Below are 20857 nucleotides of genomic sequence, written 5' to 3' on the forward strand. Positions count from 1 at the left end.
CACACACCGAGGGCACCAGCAAGGGCATTTCGTCGTGAAATCATACGTTGATAATTTTTGTCAAAGCATAATAAAACACTCGCTCATACCGATTTCTATGCATTGAGAGCACCAGTCTCAACTTCTGGTGTACTGGAAGTTGAGACTACACCCAGTATAGAGAGCCCAGAATGCGCGATATTAGCCAATTCACCTGCTGCAAGCGCTTCAAATTGAGGTCCAGGGATCGATTTTGATTACTACTCTAACTTTTCCCCGGGTTAGTGACCGGCCGGATCAGCGCTGCCGCTGATCACCTGGCGTTCATTGGCTCAAAATCTGTTCTAGCCGATCCCAGTTTGCTTCAACAGTGTAAGGACCGTGTTTGCGGTCACAACTGGTGACCGCTTGTATTCGCCAGTCACTTCGACCTGCACAAGGAGATCGACTGTTCGCCAAATTGAGTACAGCAAGCACGCGAATGCAAAGTAGAAGAATCGAAGGACGAAATTCTTCGAGGTTGTGGCGGCCATGAACCGTTTGACGCTCTTGTAGCCACTCTCGATCTCCCACCGATATCCATACTCTCGCAACAGACTGGGATCACCATTCGTCATGAACACCGAATACTGCCGATAATCCGTACAATTGGAGTTGTTCCTTCGTCGGTACACTAGCGTCGTTTCGTGCCGCTCATCATTATTCAAGAGAAGATTGCGATTCGTCACATACCGATCCTGATCCCACTGAAGTAGCCGCCGTGCTTGGGCTTGTTCACTCGTCTGCATCCGTTTCGGCACAACATACCGGAGCCCACGCTGGTCAATTTCCTCCAGGATTTGTTGACTGTCGAACTCTCGATCCATTAGGACATTATCGACGAGGACCTGCTCTTGGGCGGAATCTAAGAGATCTCGGACAATCTCTAACCGAGAATCACCCTTCCGAACTGGCCGAGCGTCCAAGACGATGGGTACTGCATTACCGACAATCTGGATTGTTGCCCACTGGTAAGCGTACTCACCGTCTTTCGTACCAATGATTTTGTCTTCCTGCCCCGTTCGATCCCCGGTGAATGGATCGTCTTCGGTCGTATCGATTGCGACAATTCCTGCCCGATGGAACGCGTCTGTTTCGGCAACTCGGTCAAGTAACCGACCAACCGCCTCGCGATACATTTCACGGATTTCGGGGATAGAGAGATCACGAAGGTGCGTGCGGTGGGTATGTCCGAGTGGCGTCCGCTCCCGTTGTGATTCGAGTGTGAAACTTCGTGCACCTTCATTTGCGGCCAAGTTCTCGCGAAGTCCAAGATACGTCTGCAAATCCCAAAACGCGTTGGCGTGAATTTCATGGTATGAGTTACGGTTGAGCGAGAAAGCGGGATAGACGATTCGCCCAATTTGGTTGGTAAGTTTGTCAGCACGAGCTAGGAATGTTTGTTCATCAGGGTTAGTCTCGTCATCCTTTCGATAAGGGTATGATGGATGCGATAGCGTTAGCGGAGTATCGATGTTTCTTCGTTCCGCTTGTTTGAGGATGATTCGTGCACTCTCAGCAACTGTCTCCTGAAGCTCAGTTGAAAATCGATAATGCCATGTTCGCCACAACGTTGACTGGTCAGGCACAGTCTCGAAGTCTAGGTACTCGCAAAGTAACGGATGCTGGTGAAGATACTCAGCGAGGGAGGTTTCATGCTCCCAACCATGGAGTTCTTTAAGCACGAAGGTACGCATCAACTGCTCCATCTCGTAGTATGATGAGCCAGTATACCGATCATAAGGCTGGAGATCAAGATAGGCAAGTGGAAGGTTAACAACGAAGAATTCAATGGATTCGTGAACATCGTGATCGAACCAGACAGACGCAATCGTTCGAACATCTTCTTCAAGTGCATCGAGTGAACTTCGGTCGTACAACGCTGTTGTGTTGTATGCTGGCCAGTGAAAGTGTTCTTTTCTTGCAATCGTTTGGAAGACATCGCGATGGGATTCTCTTACTGTTGGCATTTTCCGAGTAGGTACATCCAGGGTTGGAAAGCCGCGCCAGTTTTGCAATTTGACTAGCCTCTAACCAATGTACTTAGACGAGATTTGTTTTAGTATCCATTCTGGAGATATTATCCATCGGAATATACTACCGACAGAGAACCCAATAAGCAAGATTGGCAGGCCGAGAATGAGAGCACTTTCCATGCCCCAGACAATCGCATCTGAGAGCGGCATCGGCCCGAAGTGCAGTCCCGGTTTATGTGGGGTCACAACAAGTACTGGGTTCCCCACCCGGTTCACGAAGAGGCCGAATATCGGCCCCATTACGAGGCCAGCAGTCGGGAATAGCCCACTGTTCAAGTATGAACTTACAGTTGCTCCAAGTAGTAATACAATTGCTCCCGAGACGAGAATCGGATGGAAAGAACCCTGGTATAAGCTCTTCCCCCAGTCGGTGAGTCGGGAATACGAAGGGGGGTGAAGAACAACATTGCTTCCGGCGGTCACTCCAGTTGGAGCGTATTGGATCTCCGTAACCGCCACGAGCCCACAAACCATAGCAGTGCTTCCCAGAGTAAGAATCCAGATCCACCGAGAGAGTCGGGAATACCGCCCTAGAAGTAGGACTCGTCTTGCAGCTAGAATTGACCACAGCCATCCCAGTCTACTCCCGCTTAATCGATTCTGAATTGATTTGGACATTGTTTTGTGTTTGTATTGATTGGGTACGTTTTAATTTTTCAACGACTCGTGTTATGCTTGTGTGAATCCATACAGGATGAGAACAAGTCCAACCACGTTCAGCAGTTGGGACGCGAGGATATTGTACGATGGGATGAGCGTTCCCGACAACTGAATTATAACTTCTATAACAAACGGAACGGTTGTCAGAAACAGAGTCCCGATAGTTAGGCAAAGAAGCCGTTGACTCTTGTTTCGGACATATCCCCGAAATCCGTGGTATGCAACAATGAGACCGACAACTGCAACGACTCCCGCAACAGCTAGTGCGACAAACTCCCACGAAAGTGCGACACGGCCCAAAGCGAGTATGATTTGATTCACCATCACTCAGTGCTCCCTCGCTCGATGAGCGAACCACACGATAGTCTCTGCTTGCTGCAACGATCGGATTTCGGTGAGTTCGCGTGTTTATGTGTCATAAATTGTAACGAGGATGACGACGAGGCCAACAAGTCGAATGAGATCGACAAACGCTGCTATTGCTGGTCCGGGCAAAGCAGTGGCCGTTACTAACACGACGTCGATACCAATGGGAGCTCCACTCAGAAGCACTATACCGATTGTGAGTAACAGGATACCTTGCTCTCGCGTTTCTACATATCGGCGGATTCCACGGTGTCCAATGACGAGTGAGAGAACAATCGAGATGAACAGACTGACAAACAGCATCAGTACCGCTCCCGCTGTCCTGGTCATCACCTGGAGGAAAAAGTGTACAATCATAGTATGCTAGATCTCCTCCACAAGGGTCGAGAACCGGTCAGCAACGCTCTTTTCTGTTCGAGTAATTTCGACAGTATACGTTCCGTCTTCGAGACGGATATTCACTGCTTCAAGCCGAGTCTCATACGTTTTGTAATGGTGACCATCCGGGTCAAGTTGCTGCTCAACCACGAGCAGGTCGTTCTCTTCGAGACGTTCGATCCGGCGGTACACCGTCGGAAGTGATGCATCGCACTGGTTGCTCAATTCATTTGCAGACATCGGTTCAATGCTGGCGGTTGCGAGGATGTCACGTGCGTACGCGTCATCGAGGAGATCAGCGATCTCTGTAAGGTCACTGTCCTCGCTCATCTGTTAATATCCAGTCGGTTGTATCCGAGTATACGAGTGGTCGTCGTGAATACACGTCTATTTGAAACACGAACAGGGGATTATAAAACCCAGTGGACGGGTTTCTGGCCGAGAAAGTGTGCAGTCCAAGTTAATGAATCATCGACAGAATCACTGTTTGATACCAGATAATGATCGAATGCAGTACAAGTAAATCATCACGGCACTACGCAGTCTCGGAAATCGCTACTGGAGAATTGTTATCTCAGACCAACTGTACCAACCATCCAGAGTGGAATTGCCTGAAGGACACCCCAATGAAAGTAACCGCACAAAATACCGGTGGGGGTTATTAATATGGCAGTTCTTGAATTACAGAACCTCACAAAACAATTCGGAGGAACCACCGTCGTAGATAACATCAATCTCCATGTCGAGCAGGGTGAAGTGTTTGGATTCCTTGGGCCAAACGGTGCAGGCAAATCAACGACCATCAACATGCTGCTCGATTTCGTTCGGCCAACAAGCGGAGACATTGCTGTGTTTGGCCAGAACCCAACACTCAGCTCTCGTGCTGTACGCGAGCGTATCGGTGTTCTCCCGGAAGGCTACAATCTATATGATCGACTGAGCGCGCGAAAGCACATCACTCTCGCCATCGAAATGAAACGAAGTAACGAAAATCCGGACGAAATTCTACAACGAGTTGGTCTCACTGCCAACGCAGAACAACCAGTCGGCAACTTCTCAAAGGGAATGCAACAGCGCCTTGCCCTCGGAATGGCCCTCGTCGGTCGTCCCGATCTTCTCATTCTTGACGAACCAACGTCTGGATTAGATCCGAATTGGGTTCACCAACTTCGAGAGATCATTAGAGACGAAGCCGATCGGGGAGCAACCATTTTCTTTTCCAGTCACGTTCTCGAGCAGGTTGAAGCGGTCTGTGACCGGATCGCGATCATGCAGAGCGGAGAAATCGTTGCTCTCGATTCTCTTGAAGGTCTTCGAGAAACGACCGGACAGAATCCCACTCTCGTACTCTCGGTTGAATCAGTTCCAAAAACCCACACCATTGACACAATCGAAGGTGTTGAAGACGTGATGGCGACCGATGATACGTTTCACATTGTTTACTCTGATTCACGAGCGAAAGCTGCGGCCATTAGTACAATTGAGGAGGCAGGGATAACTATCACGGATATTGGCGTGAAAGAAGCGTCTTTAGAGCAGATTTTCACCAAACACACACTGAATGGTGAGACGGCATGAGTCATAGTGGAAGTCGACTCCAGTCCATAATTAAAAAGGAATTTCAAAATGTTGTACGATCACGACTCCTTTGGGGGCTCGTCGGAATACTGACCATCTATGGTTGTGTGCAGTCAATTGAATTCAATCGCCAGTTAGCACAGGGAACCATGAGCGGTCCGAACCGTCTTGCGACAACGGCAATTGCCGCTAATCTTCGACCAATCATTCCGATCGTGGCACTGATCATCGGCTACAATGCAATCACCGGCGAGCGAGAATCGGGTAGTCTTCGGGTTCTTTTGAGTCTCCCAACAACCCGCCGGGAAATCGTTTTGGGAGCATATTTGAGCCGAGTTGGGGTATTAGCTCTCACGATCCCCATTGTGATACTCCTCTCTGTCGCTGTCATTGTGTATCAGATTGGGAGCTTCGCAATTGGACCACTCGTTGTTATTGTAGGGTTGGTACTGCTATATGGGTTAGCGTGGACTGGGATCGCGATTGGGATTTCAGCGGGCGTTAGTACTCGATTTCGGGCGGTTGCAGGTGTCTTCGGGATTTTTGCTGTTTTCCACATGTTTTGGAGGACAGTGATACTCCCAGTCTTCGCTCTGCTGTTTACAGGAAGTACAAGGACAGGTGGGCTAGAATTGATCGAGATTGCGAATGGACCGACGTGGTATGTGTATATACAACGGCTGAATCCGGTGAAAGCATTCGACGGTGCACGAGTCTATTTCCCGTCGCTGATGTCGAACGGGAGCATATCACTTGAAGGTCACAGTCCGGACGTGTTTGGGATCTGTATGCTGATTGGTTATGCCATACTTCCTGTTATGATCGGATATTATCGATTCAATCGTGTTGACTTGGAGTGAGTTAATGAACGACATCTCCCCCACAGGTAGGAAGTTTTGTAATCGACGGTTGGCAATCACGATAGTGGTGATTGGCGCTATTATTGGCGGAGGCTATCTAACAGTTGTTGCCCCTGATGCAACGGCAAAAGGATCGACCCACCCGGAGAATCTCGCTGGTGACTCGACGTTTGAAGTAACAGTGAAAAACACAGGATTACAGTCATGCACGTTGCAATTAGAGCTCGAACTGTATTCAGCCTCATTAGCGAGCGGATCAATGGTCGATCGTAAAATGGTTCGGAAAACGGTACTCGCTGGGGGTGAGAAGCGAACATATACAGTACGGATGCAGAACGTGCCGACATCTGCTGAGTCCGTCTTGTATCGGATTCAATGTGCCAATGCACTAGTTTGACTCGTATGTGAACCACCAGGAATGATGATTGGAGGTTCGACCAAGCGAGATTGCCGATGCAGTGAGAGAGTCAGTCTCAACTTCTGGCGCCAGTTGACTGATCGACCCAGAGCTGTGGCTCATCGACTGGCATTTATTGTATCGTACCGCAGTTCTAGCCGAATCTTGTCTGCTCCAGCAGCGTGAGAACCATGTTTGCCGTTATAAGTTTCTTTAATCTTCGTCGATCGTTAAATAGTGTCGGACAATAATGCTGTGTATGAAGTACCGCACACGGTCGCGTATCCGTATCCTTATCGGTCTTGTTGTAGCTCTCCCTATTTTTACCAACTATTGGTTTGGTTGGCCAGAGATCAAACCATATCTCGAAATGGCAGTAGTAACGATAGCTGCTTTACTTTTAGTTTTAGGATGGGCATACTACGATGTCTTCGCCCAGAGAAACTCGCAAAACACGTAGTTTGCGTCCCCCACATCGTGAACGAATTCATCGAGAACACTAATCCCAACTATTGTCCAAGGTGCATATTTGCCCCAATGATCTTGATTTTATGGCCTGCTCGATCGCCGATGAACGGATTGTCCTCCGTCAGATCAATCGCGATGATTCCAGCGTTCTAGTCATACGAGGATCCCGGAGTTAATATATGCCAAAATACTGGTTGTTATAGTATGGTTGAAGAACGGACACGGCGACTAGGTGGCTTCGCCACCCGATATGGAATCTTCTACCCGGGCCTTGCGACTGGGTGTTCCTACCTCACGAGCACGATTCTCGCGGCAAGTTTCGAAATCACCCTATTCATCGTATTCGCGATAGCCGCCGTCTTGACCGGGTTCAGCGCGATGAGTGGCCCGTCGTCGAACGATCCAGTTCATGCTCAAGGCGGGTTCTTCGGCACGGTTGACGCTGGGGAAAACTGGGGAATTACTGCTATTGTCAAACTGGTCCTGTTCGACATAGGAATGGCGGTGGTGCTCACCATCTACACTTTCGCATGAGCTAAGCCCTGGGTGAGTACTGTCGCAAGATCCTCCTCTCAACGTATTCTATATATTGAGATTGCCAACCTCAACAGTAGATCCTAAGGAAATTTCTAAAATAATGAGTCGGCTATCTGTTGTCCAATTTCGGCGTCAAACTGCAATGCTAGCGTTCGACACCGGATGGAGGGGAATACGTCGGCAAGTGATGATGGATACCTCTCGCATGCAAGCTCGGCAATCACCATACTACACTCATGTTCTGACTGTCGATTAACCGGCAATACAAGACGATCGGTACTGCACTGCCAACAAGTTGGATTGTCGTCTACTAGTAGGTATGCTCACAGCCTCTCGTCTCGATAATTTTGGCTTCATACTCGTGAGAGTGTAAATAGGACGAACGCCCTCCGTACGCAGTGCGCATTGCTCAGAGATTGAGGAATGGAAAATAATACAAACCAGACATGATAATAAAGGAGTGTATGCCATTCACCCCCTTTCACTTCGGTCCAACCCTCCTATTTGGCTATCCTCTTCGACGACGGCTCGATTTCGGAACATTTCTTATTGCAAGTGTGATCCTCGATGTTCGCGCCATACTGGTGTTCTTCGGAATTGTTTCAGGACCTAACCATGGACCGTTACATAATACCCTTCTTGGAGCATTCGCTGTTGCGCTTGTGTTTGCAGGGATTGTCGTTCTATGTTCCCGTCAGTTTCCATGGGTTGCCCAACATGTGAGTTCACGACCAGAATCAATATCATGCGTCGTCCTCGCGAGCGTGGCAGGGACATGGTCGCACGTCATCCTCGATGCCTTCACCCATCCCAACCTGCAACCGTTCTATCCACTCGCTGGAAATCCACTGTATGGCCTAGTCGACCCATTCACCATTTATGCACTTTGCGCCCTCAGTTTTGTTCTGTTTATCGGCTTGGTTGGGGTCACTTTGATCCGAACAATGCGGAAACATGGTCTCAGCTATTACAAATCCCAAGATCAAATATGGAAAGTAAGTATCACATTAGGGATTGTGATCGGGATGGTAGTGGGAGCGGCCGCCGCTGCAGGGGCAGCCTCTACAATAAGTGCGGTATCGGGGATCGGATCGCCCGACGTAACGGTCGAACGCGTTAATGAGACACATGCAGCAGTTTCATGGACGACTGACAGGCCAACGTCTGGCTACCTCAAGACAGAGGTGTCTCATCAATGCGGACCAGCATGGGGGAATAGAATATCAACGAAGAGATTTAACGACACCTCCGTGGCACGAACCCATCTTGTTGTCGCACCGATTTACGATCTCAAATCACAAGTGAACCAAACAACTATTGGTGGAGAAACACCGCTAAAATGGTACCAAGTAGAGGCAGTATCAGTTGATGGAGAAGAGGTGGTTGGAACACCTGTCGTGAGTCGCAATCTCAGTCAAACCTGCCGATGACGGCCATTCACCGTATGAAGTCAAACGTAAAACTAGTGTGGGCAAAGACACCCCGGGACACCTGCACCCGGCATGGACGGGAGCTTTTCATGTCCTCGAACGAATATTGGTTTGCCTCATAGCCGAGGGGCACCATGAGATTCTCGGAGCAGGTGACGTGCATACGAGGATAGGCTCTCGTAATCATTGTTTAGCTGCCAAGGATTGCGGGTTATGCTTTATCGATCACAACTCGTCCCAAGATTCTCGCACAGTCTCCCGAGGATTCTTGACTAGTTTTGTGAACACTCCACGCATGGCCGCTCTGGGATTTTTAGTCAATTTCACGAGGAATGGGAGAATATTATATTTTAGTGATTGCGCTGTAGTAATCAGCACCCAGCATATCGCACTTACAAACAAAACGAAACTAAGTACGATAAAAATAAGCGTGAAAGCGGGATGAGATAGTGAGATAGGGGTTGCAGAAGGGATGACTAAGCCCAAGACTATCGGAATGAACACGCTCACGCCCAGTTTCATCAATCCATTTGCACGTTTATCCCAGCGCCCCGTCTCAAATTGCTCGGCAATATTATCTTCTGTTTGTTGTTGAATCTCCGCCACCGTTCGCAAATCGATCTGTTTGAGCGTCTTCGTATCTTCTGTCCCGTCACTATATCCCTCAATGTGAGTACGGACTTCTTCAACCAACGCCTCTCGTTCAATCTCAGACTGCTCACGGAGTCGTTCAACAACAATAGTAGTGTCTGCAAGTGCTGCTCGCACCTCATCGTCGGGAATATCCTCGAGCATTACCGCAAACTGTCGGTCTGGATAGTTCGCAAGAAGTTGAAAGTCGTGGAGCCCTGATTTCACTCGATCCCGAATTCGTTGTTGATCGCGATGTCGCTTCTCTTCGTCGAGGTCCTCAAAGTCGTTACGAATCCGGTTTCGCTGTGTCTTTGTGAGTAGCGATGCCGATTTTCCGCTCATTACCCGAATATTTGTCACTCAATCCTTATTTCTGCTGATTTGAACAGGCTCAAAAGCCGACCTGTAGCGGGCTATCACGGTTTTGAGCCCTACATCCACTAAATACACAACAAAATCATCGGCAATCACTCAGCTCCAAAAATACCGGTGTAGCGGCCTATACTGGCTGAATTCGACACAAACGATATTCTGGGTTTATTACGAGCTGCAGAATAGCCATTCCACATGCCAACACTTGGTCTCCTACCGCGGTATGGACAGCTCTTCACCAGTCACCTCAGGCATCCACTCCTCAACGAAATCATGATCTTCGCAGCGGAAGGTCTCGTTTATTTGATTCCACTCGTCCTGCTCTACCTCTGGTTTACTCCCGAAGGGAAACGGACAAACTCAGCATTCCAGATGACACTCACTCTTCCCCAAGTCACGACCGAGGATGGAAAGGCAAAATCGGTGTTCATATTCATCACGATCGTCGTAAGTCTCGTCATATCATATGTGCTGGGGCAACTCTATTCCCATCCTGCGCCCTACATGGTCGGCTATGATACGCTCCTCGTAGATGCGCCGGAGAATTCATTCCCGAGCCAACACACGACTGTCGTGTTTGCGTTCGCGTGGGCGGTATGCTATGTTCAGAATCGATGGCGCGATGGACTTATTGCGGTGATGCTCGCTTCACTGGTCGGGATTAGCCGCGTTTATGTCGGTGTTCACTTTCCTATCGACATCATCGGTGCGGTCGGAGCGTCACTGCTGGGATTCATAATCGTTTATGCTGCCAGAAAGCCTGTTAGAGCCTTCGCAAATCAGTGTATTCGCATTGAGGAATACATCACAGAGATGGTGATTTAATCATGTCAGTGATTAGTCTCACAAACGTAACCAAGACGTACGGGCGAGTCACGGCGGTTGAGAACCTGGGCCTCACGGTAGAGAAAGGAGAGATCTATGGCTTCCTTGGTCCGAACGGTGCGGGTAAGTCCACAACGATTCGTATGTTGCTGGATTTCGCTCGGCCATCGAAGGGGACAGTGCAGGTGCTCGGTCACGATACCCAACATGAAATCCTCCAGATTCGCCAGCGAATCGGCGTGCTTCCAGAGGGATTCAGTGTGTATAACCGGCTAACTGGCCGCCAGCATCTGGCGTTTGCTATCGAATCCAAGGAAGTGGACGACGATCCGGATCAACTCGCCGAGCGCGTCGGCATTCCTGACGCAATCGATCGCAAAGCCGGCGGCTATTCGAAAGGAATGGCCCAGCGGTTGGTGTTGGGTATGGCGCTCGTAGGCGAGCCAGATCTCCTGATTCTGGACGAGCCATCGACAGGTCTCGATCCAGCGGGAGCACGTAAAATTCGGCAAATCATTCAAGAGGAGAACGACCGCGGCGCGACAGTGTTCTTCTCAAGCCACATTCTCGGGCAGATCGAACCGATCTGTGACCGTGTCGGCATTCTCCAAGAAGGAAGACTGGTCGCAGAGGACTCCATCGAGGGGCTTCAGCGAGCGACGGAATCGGAGGAAACGCTTGTGATAACGCTCGATAGCCTCCCGAACGATGCAACACAGAACGTAAACGAGGTCTCCGGTGTTTCATCTGTGTCGGTTGACGGAACTACTGTTCGAGTCTCATGTAGGTCTGGTTCGAAGACAGCTGTGCTCCGATCACTCGAAGATGGTGGTGCAAGCGTGGAAAGTTTCACAACAGAAGACACCTCACTCGAAGATCTATTCATCCAGTACACAACGGATGAGAATCGATCAGAGCCGAAGATACCGATGAAAACAGATATAGATGTGAGGGGCAACCAGTGAGCTTCACAGTCGTCGCAAAGAAGGAATTCAGCGATTCGGTGCGGTCAAACGTCCTGATTGGACTAACGGTGCTGTTCGTATTGTTCGCAGGCGGATTTACGTATCTCTTCTCTCAGGTTCCAGGGATACTCGGTGGGAGTGCAACAGCTTCGACACCTGCTCTGATCACTGCTATGGGAACCGCAGCAGATCTTCTTGTTCCACTAATCGGCCTGATTGTCGGCTACAAATCGATTGTTGGCGAACGTGCAAGCGGCAGTCTCAATCTCCTACTCAACTTACCGCATACACGACGAGATGTCGTACTCGGTAAATTGACGGGACGAACTGCCGTGGTCATTGTTGCGATTGTCGTGGGATTCGCAGTTGCTGGGGCTGTCGGGTTCGTGTTTTACGATAGCTTCGCGGTTGACGCGTTTGTGCTATTCACGCTTGTAACGATCCTCGTTGGGTTCGTGTTCGTTGCGATCGCAATCGCGTTTTCGTCGGCGGTTCGTTCAACCACGCTTGCGCTGGCCGGGGCAATTAGCCTGTTCGTCCTATTTCGTTTCGTCTGGGGACTCGGGTTGGAGATACTTTGGGCCGCGTCTCACGGCTTCGATGTCGATGTTTGGGGCAGCATGAGTGAGATCCCTGCCTGGTTCAGATTCCTCTCGGCGATTAATCCGATTACGGCCTACGACAACGCAGGGAGGGCGGTCATCGACGCCGTACCAGCCAACCCTGTTTTCGCCCAGAGTGATGCAATCTACGCCCAGGACTGGTTCGGCTTTGTCGTGCTTGGATTCTGGTTTCTGGTTCCGCTTACTCTCGGCTATCTTCGGTTCGAATCGACCGATCTGTAGCACGAAAGCCTGAACTCTTCCTATTTGTTCCCATTTTTTAATAATTATTTTGGTTTTTATATTTATAAATGAAACCAACAACTGCACCTTCCGTCACACTACTGGGAAGGACTATGAAGGGCGTGTTACCACCTGTTGCTGGCAAAGAGTTGTGGTGAACGAGTATGTCCGCGGTGAGGATGACTGTACCTACGAGAGTGAGACAAATGGCTCCGGCAACACTCCAAACGGCGATGGTAACAGCCTGTTCACCCCGAGAGTCGCTTGTCGCTAACCAGTATCCAGCGTAGAGTAGCACTACTGAAAGACAAAGCGGGAATACGACACCGGAGACGACTGGCATCGTATGTAAATCTTCGAGAAGATGGTCAATGTGCATCAATCCAGTTATCACTCCGATACTGCTGATAACCACCCCACTAAGCCTGCGCTGAGACGCAGGAGTTCCGATTATTGGCCTACCCATCCTTCTGGATCATCTCGAAGACGCTGGTTTTGATCATCGAACAAACGATACAGTCACTCCTTCATACATGTACGGATATGTCTTGATACACTAGAGTAAATTATTTATCACTGAATGTTTAACTGAGATATTATGGGTGCAAACGTCTCTTCCATCCTCGTTGGCCGCAACCAGCACCGCTCTCGACAGTTTTCCGTTCTAGGGGGCGCTTTTGGTCTGGGGAGTGCTTTAGCATACACCGCGATAGTGCTCGGTGGACTTCCGGATACTGTTCCGTTCATGATCGGGCCTGTGGCAGTAGTGCTTGGTGTCGCGATAATTAGCGCGTTTCTCAACGACGGGCTTCTCGTAAGTGGGTTGATTACAGGTATGTTCGCACTTGGAGGAGTCGTTGCGATGCATATCGATGCCAGTCTTGGTCCGGTTAGCTATCCGGTTTCTCTGGCAACGGACATCCGTATCATTGCGATTTTCGTCGGGCTCGGAATCGGTGGATTCGTCATCGGTGCCACCACACGACGCGCGATAACGCACATTAGATGAGAATCGGGAAGAGAAGTGGATACTGCGTGATGACCTTGGTAATGCTCTCCAGTAGTGAACTCAAATTGTAGAGAAAAGGGTGACAAACGTCGAGGTTTGCAGGCGATAACAAAAACTAACCCAGTTATGCATTTAAAAACCAAGTCTCAACTTTTGACATTGAATTCCCACAACATTGGAGGATCAAAGTGTGGTAAATTGGTTCGATCAAAGGCTGGGGAGTTAGCTCAAGAAAAGGTACTGCGTATCGATCACAATTAACTCTATACTAGAGCTTATAATATAGCTATACAATACAGAAACAATGATTTCACAACGAAGAAGAGCCCGAATTAGATTTCTTAGTGCCCTCTACCGGACGATTCAAAAGGGTACTCAGATACTGGGCAATCAAGAGGACGAATCAAGCCACTTGGATATTCGGTACTTTGTGTTCGGGTTTACGTACCAAATCGTGCACAGCTGGACGCATGACCGCGATTACGGGAAAATCCGCACAAACTACTGGCGTCGTTTTGCGACCTTTGTCGCACTCGTTGCTGTGTTCCTGAAGCTGATGATTTCGATTTCAGACTCTGAACGTGAGAGTCTCGCGCTGGGGAGCGCGATTGGAACCGTACTTTACAGACTTTGGTACGGAGTTCTCCACCCTCTTCCCAGCATAAACGGGTAGGCGAACACGCTCGATCTATGTGAAGAAGAGACTACAACGGCTGGAAAGGGCCTCAAGACAGTCCGACATAACTCACGAGTCTCAAATACGTCGAAATGCTGACTACGGTCCACTAAAAGAATTCATCTACCCAATTACATAGAGGATGGAGGGAGCAACAAAAGACACATTCAGAGCGGAAAATTATTGTTTAATTGTACTTCAGTTTTGGTATGATCTCCCGCAAAGCACGCCTCCGATACATTCCGTACGGATTGATAGTTGTTGGTTTCATAGCCATCTGGTACGGTTACTTTGAGCGTCTGCCATTCCTTCTCATCGGAGTCGCCGCCATCCTTGGAGCAGGGTCTGTCCTCGTTCGTGGATACACCGCAGCTAATCTTGCAATCATGTTTGGAATAATGGCACTAAGCGGCTTGCTTGGGGTTATCTATGCAATTGGCGTCAACGGGCCCTCAATATGGGCTATTGCTTATCTTGCAGTCGGAATTGCAGCAGGCATACGGGCCAGACAATACTGGCAGGCCCGTCCGTGGAAACCAGAAGATAGTGGCTGGTAGGGTTGTTAGATTAGTGCTCTACTAAGTAGCTGACCTAGCTACAATCTCCCCGAACAGGGTCTCAGGTAGCTCCACCGTATGCATTGAGAGCACCAGTTTCAACTTCTGTAAGAACCGTGCAAGATGAGACTACACCCAGTATAGAGTGCTCACAATGCACGACTTTAGCCACTTCATCCTTCTACAACACGTCAAACCGAACCTCGGAAGGCGTTTCTGATCATTTTTCTGATCAAGCGGGCAAGCACGTGAACGGGGCGATTGCGACAGGAATGTACACAGCGGACGGGACTTTTGATCCGATCGTGTTGAATCACTCGTGCCAAAATAGTGGTGACCCTCTACTGCTACGGTATGACAATGAAACCGTCCGCATCGGATGTGATTCTAGTTCACCTTGTCCATCCGGTTGGGAAGCACCCCATTCCCCATCTGTGTGCCACAGAATCCACACTCGAATTATTGATACCAACGTAGTTCGCATTCATATCTAATTAGCTACATATTCCCTGGACGAACCCTATCGAGTAGAATCTAAACTGACAGTACTTGTTTGCCAGCTATTTGTTTTCAGCTAGCAATGGATCGATAAGCCAGTGGTCGATCACGTCGCTTGGTATCTCTATGGTTTCATCATCGCTATGCAGTACACGGTGAAGCCGAACTCCGTCGATCGCAGCAGAAAGAAATGCAGCTGTTTGAACTGGATCTGTTTGCTTGATTTGTCCGGTTTCCATTCCTTCTCGAAGAATGTTTGCCATAAGACGGATTGCTTTCCGTTCGTTTTGAATGTATTTTTCCTCCAGTGTTTTACTATGTGGGACATGAACCATAATCTCATAGAGTGATATATAAAATTCGTCGTCTGGTGTATATTCATCGCTATAGAGGATAATTTCGATCAAGAATCGAAGACGTTCAATAGGATCATCTATATCAATTTCCCGAATGAAATCGAAATATACATTTGAAAGATAGTCATATAATTCGGCCATAAGCTCGTCTTTAGAGTCAAAATAGTGGTAAATCAATGATGGACTCTTCTCAAACTCCTCGCTGACATCGCTAATTGTTAAATTTGCATATCCATGGGTCATTAATGCTTGAAGCGTTGCATCCAGAATCTGTTGTTCCGTTTCTGATCGTTCACTCATAAACAATAGATGGAGGATCAGGTATACAAATTGATTGGGTATTCACTCAACGTTCGGCGAAATGATTATACCGTTGAATGGGCATTCAATCAATATGGTTGAAGATTCTCACCCGCCCTGCAACAGCCATCAGATAAGAAACCACGATACTGAGGGCGCCCCTGGTGATAGTTTCGACTCACGTGTGAACGGCAGTCTAAATTTCGGCCATCCAAATCGACCGGAGTCTCAAAGCACGAGACGAAAGTTCTTGAAACTAACTGGAGTTGCGGCAGCACCACTTCTCACAGGATGCACTCAACTCAGTAATAGCAGACAAACACAGGGCGAAGGTGGCATGATTACCGTCAATCCTTCTGACGGCCTTATCGACGAGCCTATCGACATCCGTCTCTCCAATTTCGAGCCGAATGAGGAGATTACGCTCCAAGCACACAAAATCGATCGCCTCGGCCAAACGTGGCTTTCGTTCGGACGGTTTAAAACCGGCAGCGATGGAACATTCTCACTCGCCGAACAGGCACCGAAAGCCGGCACCTACGAGGACGTCGATTCAAACGGGTTACTGTGGTCAATGCGAATCCCAGACGGATCTCCGAAATCGTTCAGTGAAAACGAACCGGATACCATACACTTCAGTGCCCAGCGAAACAGTACAACGGTTGCCTCAACGACGATAAAGCGACGATTCATCACGCATAGTGTTGCCGAACATGCCGTCGATGAGGAGAATCTCATCGGGACATTCTTTGAGCCGCCCGGATCTGGCCCTCACCCTGCCGTGCTTGCACTCCATGGTACTGAAGGCCAGGTGCCGTGGCTCTTAGGAGCGATGCTGGCTTCCCACGGCTACGCGACGCTCTCCCTCCAATACTTCGACCCAACAGGCAAGGAGAATCTCCCAACATCACTCGTAGAGATCCCTCTGGAGTATTTTGAACATGCGATCGACTGGCTACTCGGACAGCCGTCAGTAACCGGTGATCAGGTCGGCGTCGTTGGCCCCTCAATTGGAGGAGAACTCACGCTGCTTCTCGGTGCAACACTCTCACGAATCGGCGCCGTCGTTGCCTACGTCCCGAGCGGACTCGTTTGGCAAGGACCCGGGGGAGAGCGACCGATGTGGACGTACAATGGAGAGGATATACCATTCGTCCCTCTCAAGATCAATCGTGACAGCGTACCGAGCCTTGCTAGGGTGGCAACCAATGGAATTCGAGGTCAACCAGTTCGAGTAGCCGATCTCTTTCGGCAATCGTTTAGCGATCTCGATAGCAAATCGGTCAAGGCGGGCACGATTCCAGTCGAGGAAATCGATGGGCCGGTGTTGTTGATCTCGGGCAAGGACGACGGAATCTGGCCGTCAACAGCACTTTCAGAGATTGCTATCCAACGACTCGAAGACCATGCCCATCCGTATCCCTATAAACATCTCGCCTATGAAAACGCAGGGCATATCATCAGTCTTCCGTTTCAGCCAACCGCAGACTGGGATACATTTGAAATTATGCCAGGGGTGACCTTGAGAGCCGGTGGAACGCCATCCGGCAACGCTCACGCGGCCGCCGACTCCTGGCCCCAAGTGCTCGAACTCTTTGCCGAGGGGCTCCGATGACCCGAGACAATCGAGCGATGCTTCTTGTTCCCATTGGAAGCGGAGCCGGACACGTCCTACTCGTTCTGGGAGTGCTCACTTGGCTCGGATATCCATTCAAATCGTTCGCCACGACCGCAATTTACCAGTTCAGTTTTCTGCTCGTCGGGTTATTCCTTGTTGCATTCGTCCCAGTATTGCTCTTCACTCGTGGTAGGCTCGTAGTTCCTCTCGGAATGAGTATAGTTGGATTGAGCATTGCTCTGATTGCTGGGCTCACACCACCATACCCAGAATTCGCCACGCTCGGCGAGAACGTACTCGTCGTTGGTCCCTCTGATATGGCCGCCTATGCGAATGGCTGGTACATTTGGTTGTTGGCGTACCTACTTGGGGGTATTGTTGAATATGCCGTTCGAATGACCGTCGATAGTATTCCTAATCCACAGCAATTCAGTAGTTGGCACGTTCAGATTGACCGGCGACGAAGCGTACTCATAGGGTGTCTGATCGGCTTCGCGCAGACGGTCGTAATCATAACTCTTGGAATCAGTCACGAAGGAGCACTGCTCTCGGGATGGTTACTCGGGTGGGGTCTCCTCGGAATGGTTCTTCTGGGAATGATACCTACACTCTTCCTGCTTCGATATCAGATGATATCACCCTTCGTTGGGCTTATAACCATCATCTTAGTGATTGGAGTTGGATCACTGACAATGGTTGGTGGTACACCAGCAAGCAGCTATCTGTTGTTCTGGCCGGTCTATTTCGTGCTGATGTTGCTGCTCGCAATCGGTGAGTATGCGCTTCGATGGGGACATCATACAATGACGAAGTATCGGCGAACAGCTTGACCATCTCAGGTGGCTGAGCAGACACAAGAGAAGTGCATAGTTATTCTCGACTCTGGTGATGAATTCCTCCCGTCGTTGGTAGAATGGGGAGCTGAGATTCTCGCGACTCACAACAACGTTGGTTTCGTCTATCCTGATTACTACGAACAATTCCCAGACGGAAGCCAAGAAATCGTTCAAACCGGGGAAGATATCATGAAGACGGTCAAGGTCGGCATGATGCATCGAGCCGACCACCTCCGGCGATTCAATCTCTATGATCCCGAGATGATCTTCGCGGAGTATGATCTCCTCCTCCGCTATCTCAACGCTGGTCTGACTGGATACCATATTCCAGATCCACTATTTGTCTATCATCGACGAAGAAACAGCCAAACTGGCGATAGTGCACGAGTCAAAGCTGGCAAAGAAGAACTCAAAGACAAGTACGGCGAGGACGCCCAAATACGCGAATATCATTTCTGAAGGTTAAAGTCGGGCAGCAGTATAGACTGGTTTTATTATAGTATTGAACAATTGCATGATATACTGCCCTATGCTCAATTCCGAATTGGTTCACGAATTACAAGCCGACACACTTGCACCCGGGTTCGTTCGACCTGCTTGGGAGGATTATTGTTTCGCTAACGTTCCAGACACCATACTATCCCTTTTTGGTAACGAAGCTGCTCAACCGCTTCCTGAAAAGGTTTTCAATGGAGTCGCAACCGACGTGAAACATATCGCCGTCATATTCGTTGATGGCTTAGGGTGGAACCACTTCCAACGCATTCGACATCAACATCCCTTCTTGATGCAATTAGTTGAGCATGGGACTGTAACACCACTGACGAGCATCTATCCTACAGAAACGGCTGCTGCAGTCTCCACGATTCATACTGGTTGCCAGCCTTCCAATCATGGTGTACTTGGGTGGAATGCCTATATCGAAGCCCTTGGCGGCCATGTTCAAACACTCCCGTTTGTCAATGGAAACTGGGAACCACTCGAAAAAGTCCACGATAATCCTGATCCTGCAAAACTCATCAACGAACAACCACTGTACGAGCGGTTGGACGCTCAGTCGGTGCTCATTCAGCCCAATGAATTTGAAGATAATTTGTACGATCAACAAGTCAAACAGGGTGCCGAATTCGTTGGGCATCGAAACATACCACAAGCCGCCTACCGTGTCCGCGAACAATTAGAGAACGCTGATGAACCGACCTACTGCCATTGTTACCTCCCAACTGTCGATGCACTCTCTCACGAGAAGGGTGCAGCTCATCCAGAAACTGACGCGCAGCTCGGAGCAATTTGTACTGCCATTCAACGCGAGCTCGTCGAAAAGCTTGACCCCGCAGTGGCCGAAGAAACACTTCTACTCTTGTTAGCAGATCACGGAGAAGTCGATTCGACATCCAAGACAAGAATCGATCTCGATGAACTCGAAATTGAACCTCATATAAAGCGTGACGCATCGGGCAAGCCAATTCCCGCACTTGGTGGTCCACGGAATCTGCAATTTCATGCCCGTGATGGTCACCGATCGACCCTACAGACGAAACTTGAGCAAGGCCTTGCTCCATTGAGTCCATTGGTACTCACACGTGAGACAATTATTGAGGAAGGACTGTTCGGTACCCGCCAACCAAGTGAACGGTTTCTACAACGGTGTCCAGATCTACTCGTAGTGCCCAGAGATGGGTTTGCGTGGTACGATGATGGCCATCTCTCAAAAATTGGAATGCATGGAGGGATGCACCCCGATGAAATGCTCATCCCGTTTGCTGCTGCGCGAATGGATACCCTCCAGAACGTCAGAGGGTGACCTGAGAACCACTCATCTAATTCATCCTCCGAGAGTTGGATGTGGATGTCTCGATTTTTATATTGACGATGGAATCAAATAACTGCAGAAACGTATCAGTGAAAAGCATTGGCTTCCGAGACCGATATTACGTGAATACCTCCTTCACAAGGCGTTTCTCGGCTTTCTGGAGGTGCTCTCCAACTGTACTGGATGCACAATCGAGTACGTCGGCAATCTCTTCGTGGCTCGTTTCACTCGGCCGTTCATAGTACCCGAAGTCGTAGGCGACTTTTAGAACCTCGCGCTGCCGCTGGGTCAGTGACTGACCACGGTGGATGCCATTTCGGTAGGTGCCGACTTCACAGACGGTAACGTCAAATATCGATGGAAGCGTTTTGATAGCGCGGGAGAGGTCAGATTGTGCACCCACAACGGTGAGTTCGACGCTGTCAGGATAGAATGTCACCGGAAGAAGGACAATGAGGCTGTCTTTCGTAAACCGCTCTCGGAGGAGTCTCACCTCAAGCGGAGCATGAAATTGGACGTAGACATACACAACCTCCGTATCGGAACTTGAGATTTCCCACGCGAGAACATCAGAATCAGCCTTGAGAACCTGTCGAACGGTCTTCTCAGGGCCCGTAATCGAGAGCGTGTACGTCGGCGTATCGGTATCGAGAACGCCACCAGCCAACAGATGTACGGCTTCAATACCATCAGCTGCGGCGAGATTCGTGATTGACGTTTCGGATTCTGGAATCCCAATCCGAGCCCGGACATACTCCATTTAGGATCATATTTTCTTGATAGTATATAAACATCCAGTTGCAACCGGCAGTAAGCCCTCTGGAAT

At 49.4% G+C, this 20857-nt stretch carries 20 protein-coding genes; 14 read left to right on the top strand and 6 right to left on the bottom strand.

All coding sequences use genetic code 11. The features are described 5' to 3' along the window. Nucleotides 1–323: 323 nt before the first annotated feature. The 3 genes from LJF34_RS25315 to LJF34_RS25325 form a co-directional block, all read right to left on the bottom strand. The gene (locus LJF34_RS25315; protein ID WP_231188854.1) at nt 324–1988 is read right to left on the bottom strand and encodes a transposase; all 1665 of its coding nucleotides are present in this window, start codon (nt 1986–1988) and stop codon (nt 324–326) included. Between the two features lie 60 nt (nt 1989–2048). Next, nucleotides 2049–2528, bottom strand: a complete 480-nt coding sequence (locus LJF34_RS25320) for a hypothetical protein (protein WP_231188855.1) — start codon at nt 2526–2528, stop codon at nt 2049–2051. Nucleotides 2529–3443: 915 nt separating this feature from the next. Next, the gene (locus tag LJF34_RS25325; RefSeq protein WP_231188859.1) at nt 3444–3788 is read right to left on the bottom strand and encodes a helix-turn-helix domain-containing protein; all 345 of its coding nucleotides are present in this window, start codon (nt 3786–3788) and stop codon (nt 3444–3446) included. 336 nt (nt 3789–4124) lie between these two features. Here LJF34_RS25325 and LJF34_RS25330 point away from each other — a divergent pair, with 336 nt between their 5' ends. The 5 genes from LJF34_RS25330 (at nt 4125) to LJF34_RS25350 (ending at nt 8728) form a co-directional block, all read left to right on the top strand. Then, entirely contained in the window at nt 4125–5036 is a 912-nt protein-coding gene (locus LJF34_RS25330; RefSeq protein WP_231188861.1) for an ABC transporter ATP-binding protein, read from the top strand. Next, nucleotides 5033–5896, top strand: a complete 864-nt coding sequence (locus LJF34_RS25335) for an ABC transporter permease subunit (protein ID WP_231188863.1) — start codon at nt 5033–5035, stop codon at nt 5894–5896. The genes LJF34_RS25330 and LJF34_RS25335 overlap by 4 nt, the downstream gene beginning before the upstream one ends. A gap of 4 nt (nt 5897–5900) precedes the next feature. Further along, nucleotides 5901–6293 carry a hypothetical protein gene (locus LJF34_RS25340; protein ID WP_231188865.1) on the top strand — a complete coding sequence of 131 codons (393 nt, stop codon included), beginning with the start codon at nt 5901–5903 and terminating at the stop codon, nt 6291–6293. A gap of 672 nt (nt 6294–6965) precedes the next feature. Next, nucleotides 6966–7295, top strand: coding sequence for a hypothetical protein (locus tag LJF34_RS25345; protein WP_231188867.1), 330 nt, complete (start codon nt 6966–6968; stop codon nt 7293–7295). 467 nt (nt 7296–7762) lie between these two features. After that, nucleotides 7763–8728, top strand: coding sequence for a DUF4184 family protein (locus tag LJF34_RS25350; RefSeq protein WP_231188868.1), 966 nt, complete (start codon nt 7763–7765; stop codon nt 8726–8728). 225 nt (nt 8729–8953) lie between these two features. Here LJF34_RS25350 and LJF34_RS25355 read toward each other — a convergent pair whose 3' ends face one another. Beyond that, nucleotides 8954–9703, bottom strand: coding sequence for an ELKS/Rab6-interacting/CAST family protein (locus LJF34_RS25355; RefSeq protein WP_231188870.1), 750 nt, complete (start codon nt 9701–9703; stop codon nt 8954–8956). 225 nt (nt 9704–9928) lie between these two features. Between LJF34_RS25355 and LJF34_RS25360 the strand changes: the two genes are divergently transcribed. From LJF34_RS25360 to LJF34_RS25380, 5 genes are all read left to right on the top strand, one after another. Continuing rightward, the gene (locus tag LJF34_RS25360) at nt 9929–10558 is read left to right on the top strand and encodes an undecaprenyl-diphosphatase (protein ID WP_231188872.1); all 630 of its coding nucleotides are present in this window, start codon (nt 9929–9931) and stop codon (nt 10556–10558) included. A 2-nt stretch (nt 10559–10560) separates the two neighbouring features. Next, nucleotides 10561–11523 carry an ABC transporter ATP-binding protein gene (locus LJF34_RS25365; RefSeq protein WP_231188873.1) on the top strand — a complete coding sequence of 321 codons (963 nt, stop codon included), beginning with the start codon at nt 10561–10563 and terminating at the stop codon, nt 11521–11523. Continuing rightward, complete coding sequence (locus tag LJF34_RS25370) at nt 11520–12368, top strand: ABC transporter permease subunit (RefSeq protein WP_231188875.1); 849 nt, start codon at nt 11520–11522, stop codon at nt 12366–12368. Before LJF34_RS25365 ends, LJF34_RS25370 begins: the two co-directional genes overlap by 4 nt. Before the next feature lie 598 nt (nt 12369–12966). Next, nucleotides 12967–13377 (top strand): hypothetical protein, encoded by a 411-nt coding sequence (locus LJF34_RS25375; protein WP_231188876.1) that lies wholly within the window; start codon nt 12967–12969, stop codon nt 13375–13377. An 885-nt stretch (nt 13378–14262) separates the two neighbouring features. Beyond that, the gene (locus LJF34_RS25380) at nt 14263–14610 is read left to right on the top strand and encodes a hypothetical protein (RefSeq protein WP_231188877.1); all 348 of its coding nucleotides are present in this window, start codon (nt 14263–14265) and stop codon (nt 14608–14610) included. A gap of 560 nt (nt 14611–15170) precedes the next feature. Here the strand turns inward: LJF34_RS25380 and LJF34_RS25385 are convergent. Next, a complete protein-coding gene (locus LJF34_RS25385; protein ID WP_231188882.1) occupies nt 15171–15764 on the bottom strand; it encodes a TetR/AcrR family transcriptional regulator in 594 nt (197 codons plus the stop codon). A gap of 337 nt (nt 15765–16101) precedes the next feature. On the opposite strand from LJF34_RS25385, the gene LJF34_RS25390 reads away from it, so the two are divergent. From LJF34_RS25390 to LJF34_RS25405, 4 genes are all read left to right on the top strand, one after another. After that, complete coding sequence (locus tag LJF34_RS25390; RefSeq protein ID WP_231188883.1) at nt 16102–17379, top strand: acyl-CoA thioesterase/bile acid-CoA:amino acid N-acyltransferase family protein; 1278 nt, start codon at nt 16102–16104, stop codon at nt 17377–17379. Then, entirely contained in the window at nt 17376–18212 is an 837-nt protein-coding gene (locus LJF34_RS25395) for a hypothetical protein (protein WP_231188884.1), read from the top strand. The genes LJF34_RS25390 and LJF34_RS25395 overlap by 4 nt, the downstream gene beginning before the upstream one ends. 9 nt (nt 18213–18221) lie before the next feature. Further along, complete coding sequence (locus LJF34_RS25400) at nt 18222–18677, top strand: hypothetical protein (RefSeq protein ID WP_231188885.1); 456 nt, start codon at nt 18222–18224, stop codon at nt 18675–18677. Between the two features lie 70 nt (nt 18678–18747). Next, on the top strand, nt 18748–20022 hold the full coding sequence (locus tag LJF34_RS25405; protein WP_231188887.1) for an alkaline phosphatase family protein: 1275 nt from the start codon (nt 18748–18750) through the stop codon (nt 20020–20022). A gap of 127 nt (nt 20023–20149) precedes the next feature. On the opposite strand, the gene LJF34_RS25410 is transcribed toward LJF34_RS25405, so the two are convergent. Then, entirely contained in the window at nt 20150–20791 is a 642-nt protein-coding gene (locus LJF34_RS25410; RefSeq protein WP_231188888.1) for a helix-turn-helix domain-containing protein, read from the bottom strand. Nucleotides 20792–20857 lie beyond the last annotated feature (66 nt).

This window comes from Haladaptatus sp. DYF46 (assembly GCF_021083305.1).
In the GTDB taxonomy this organism is placed as follows: Archaea; Halobacteriota; Halobacteria; order Halobacteriales; family Haladaptataceae; genus Haladaptatus.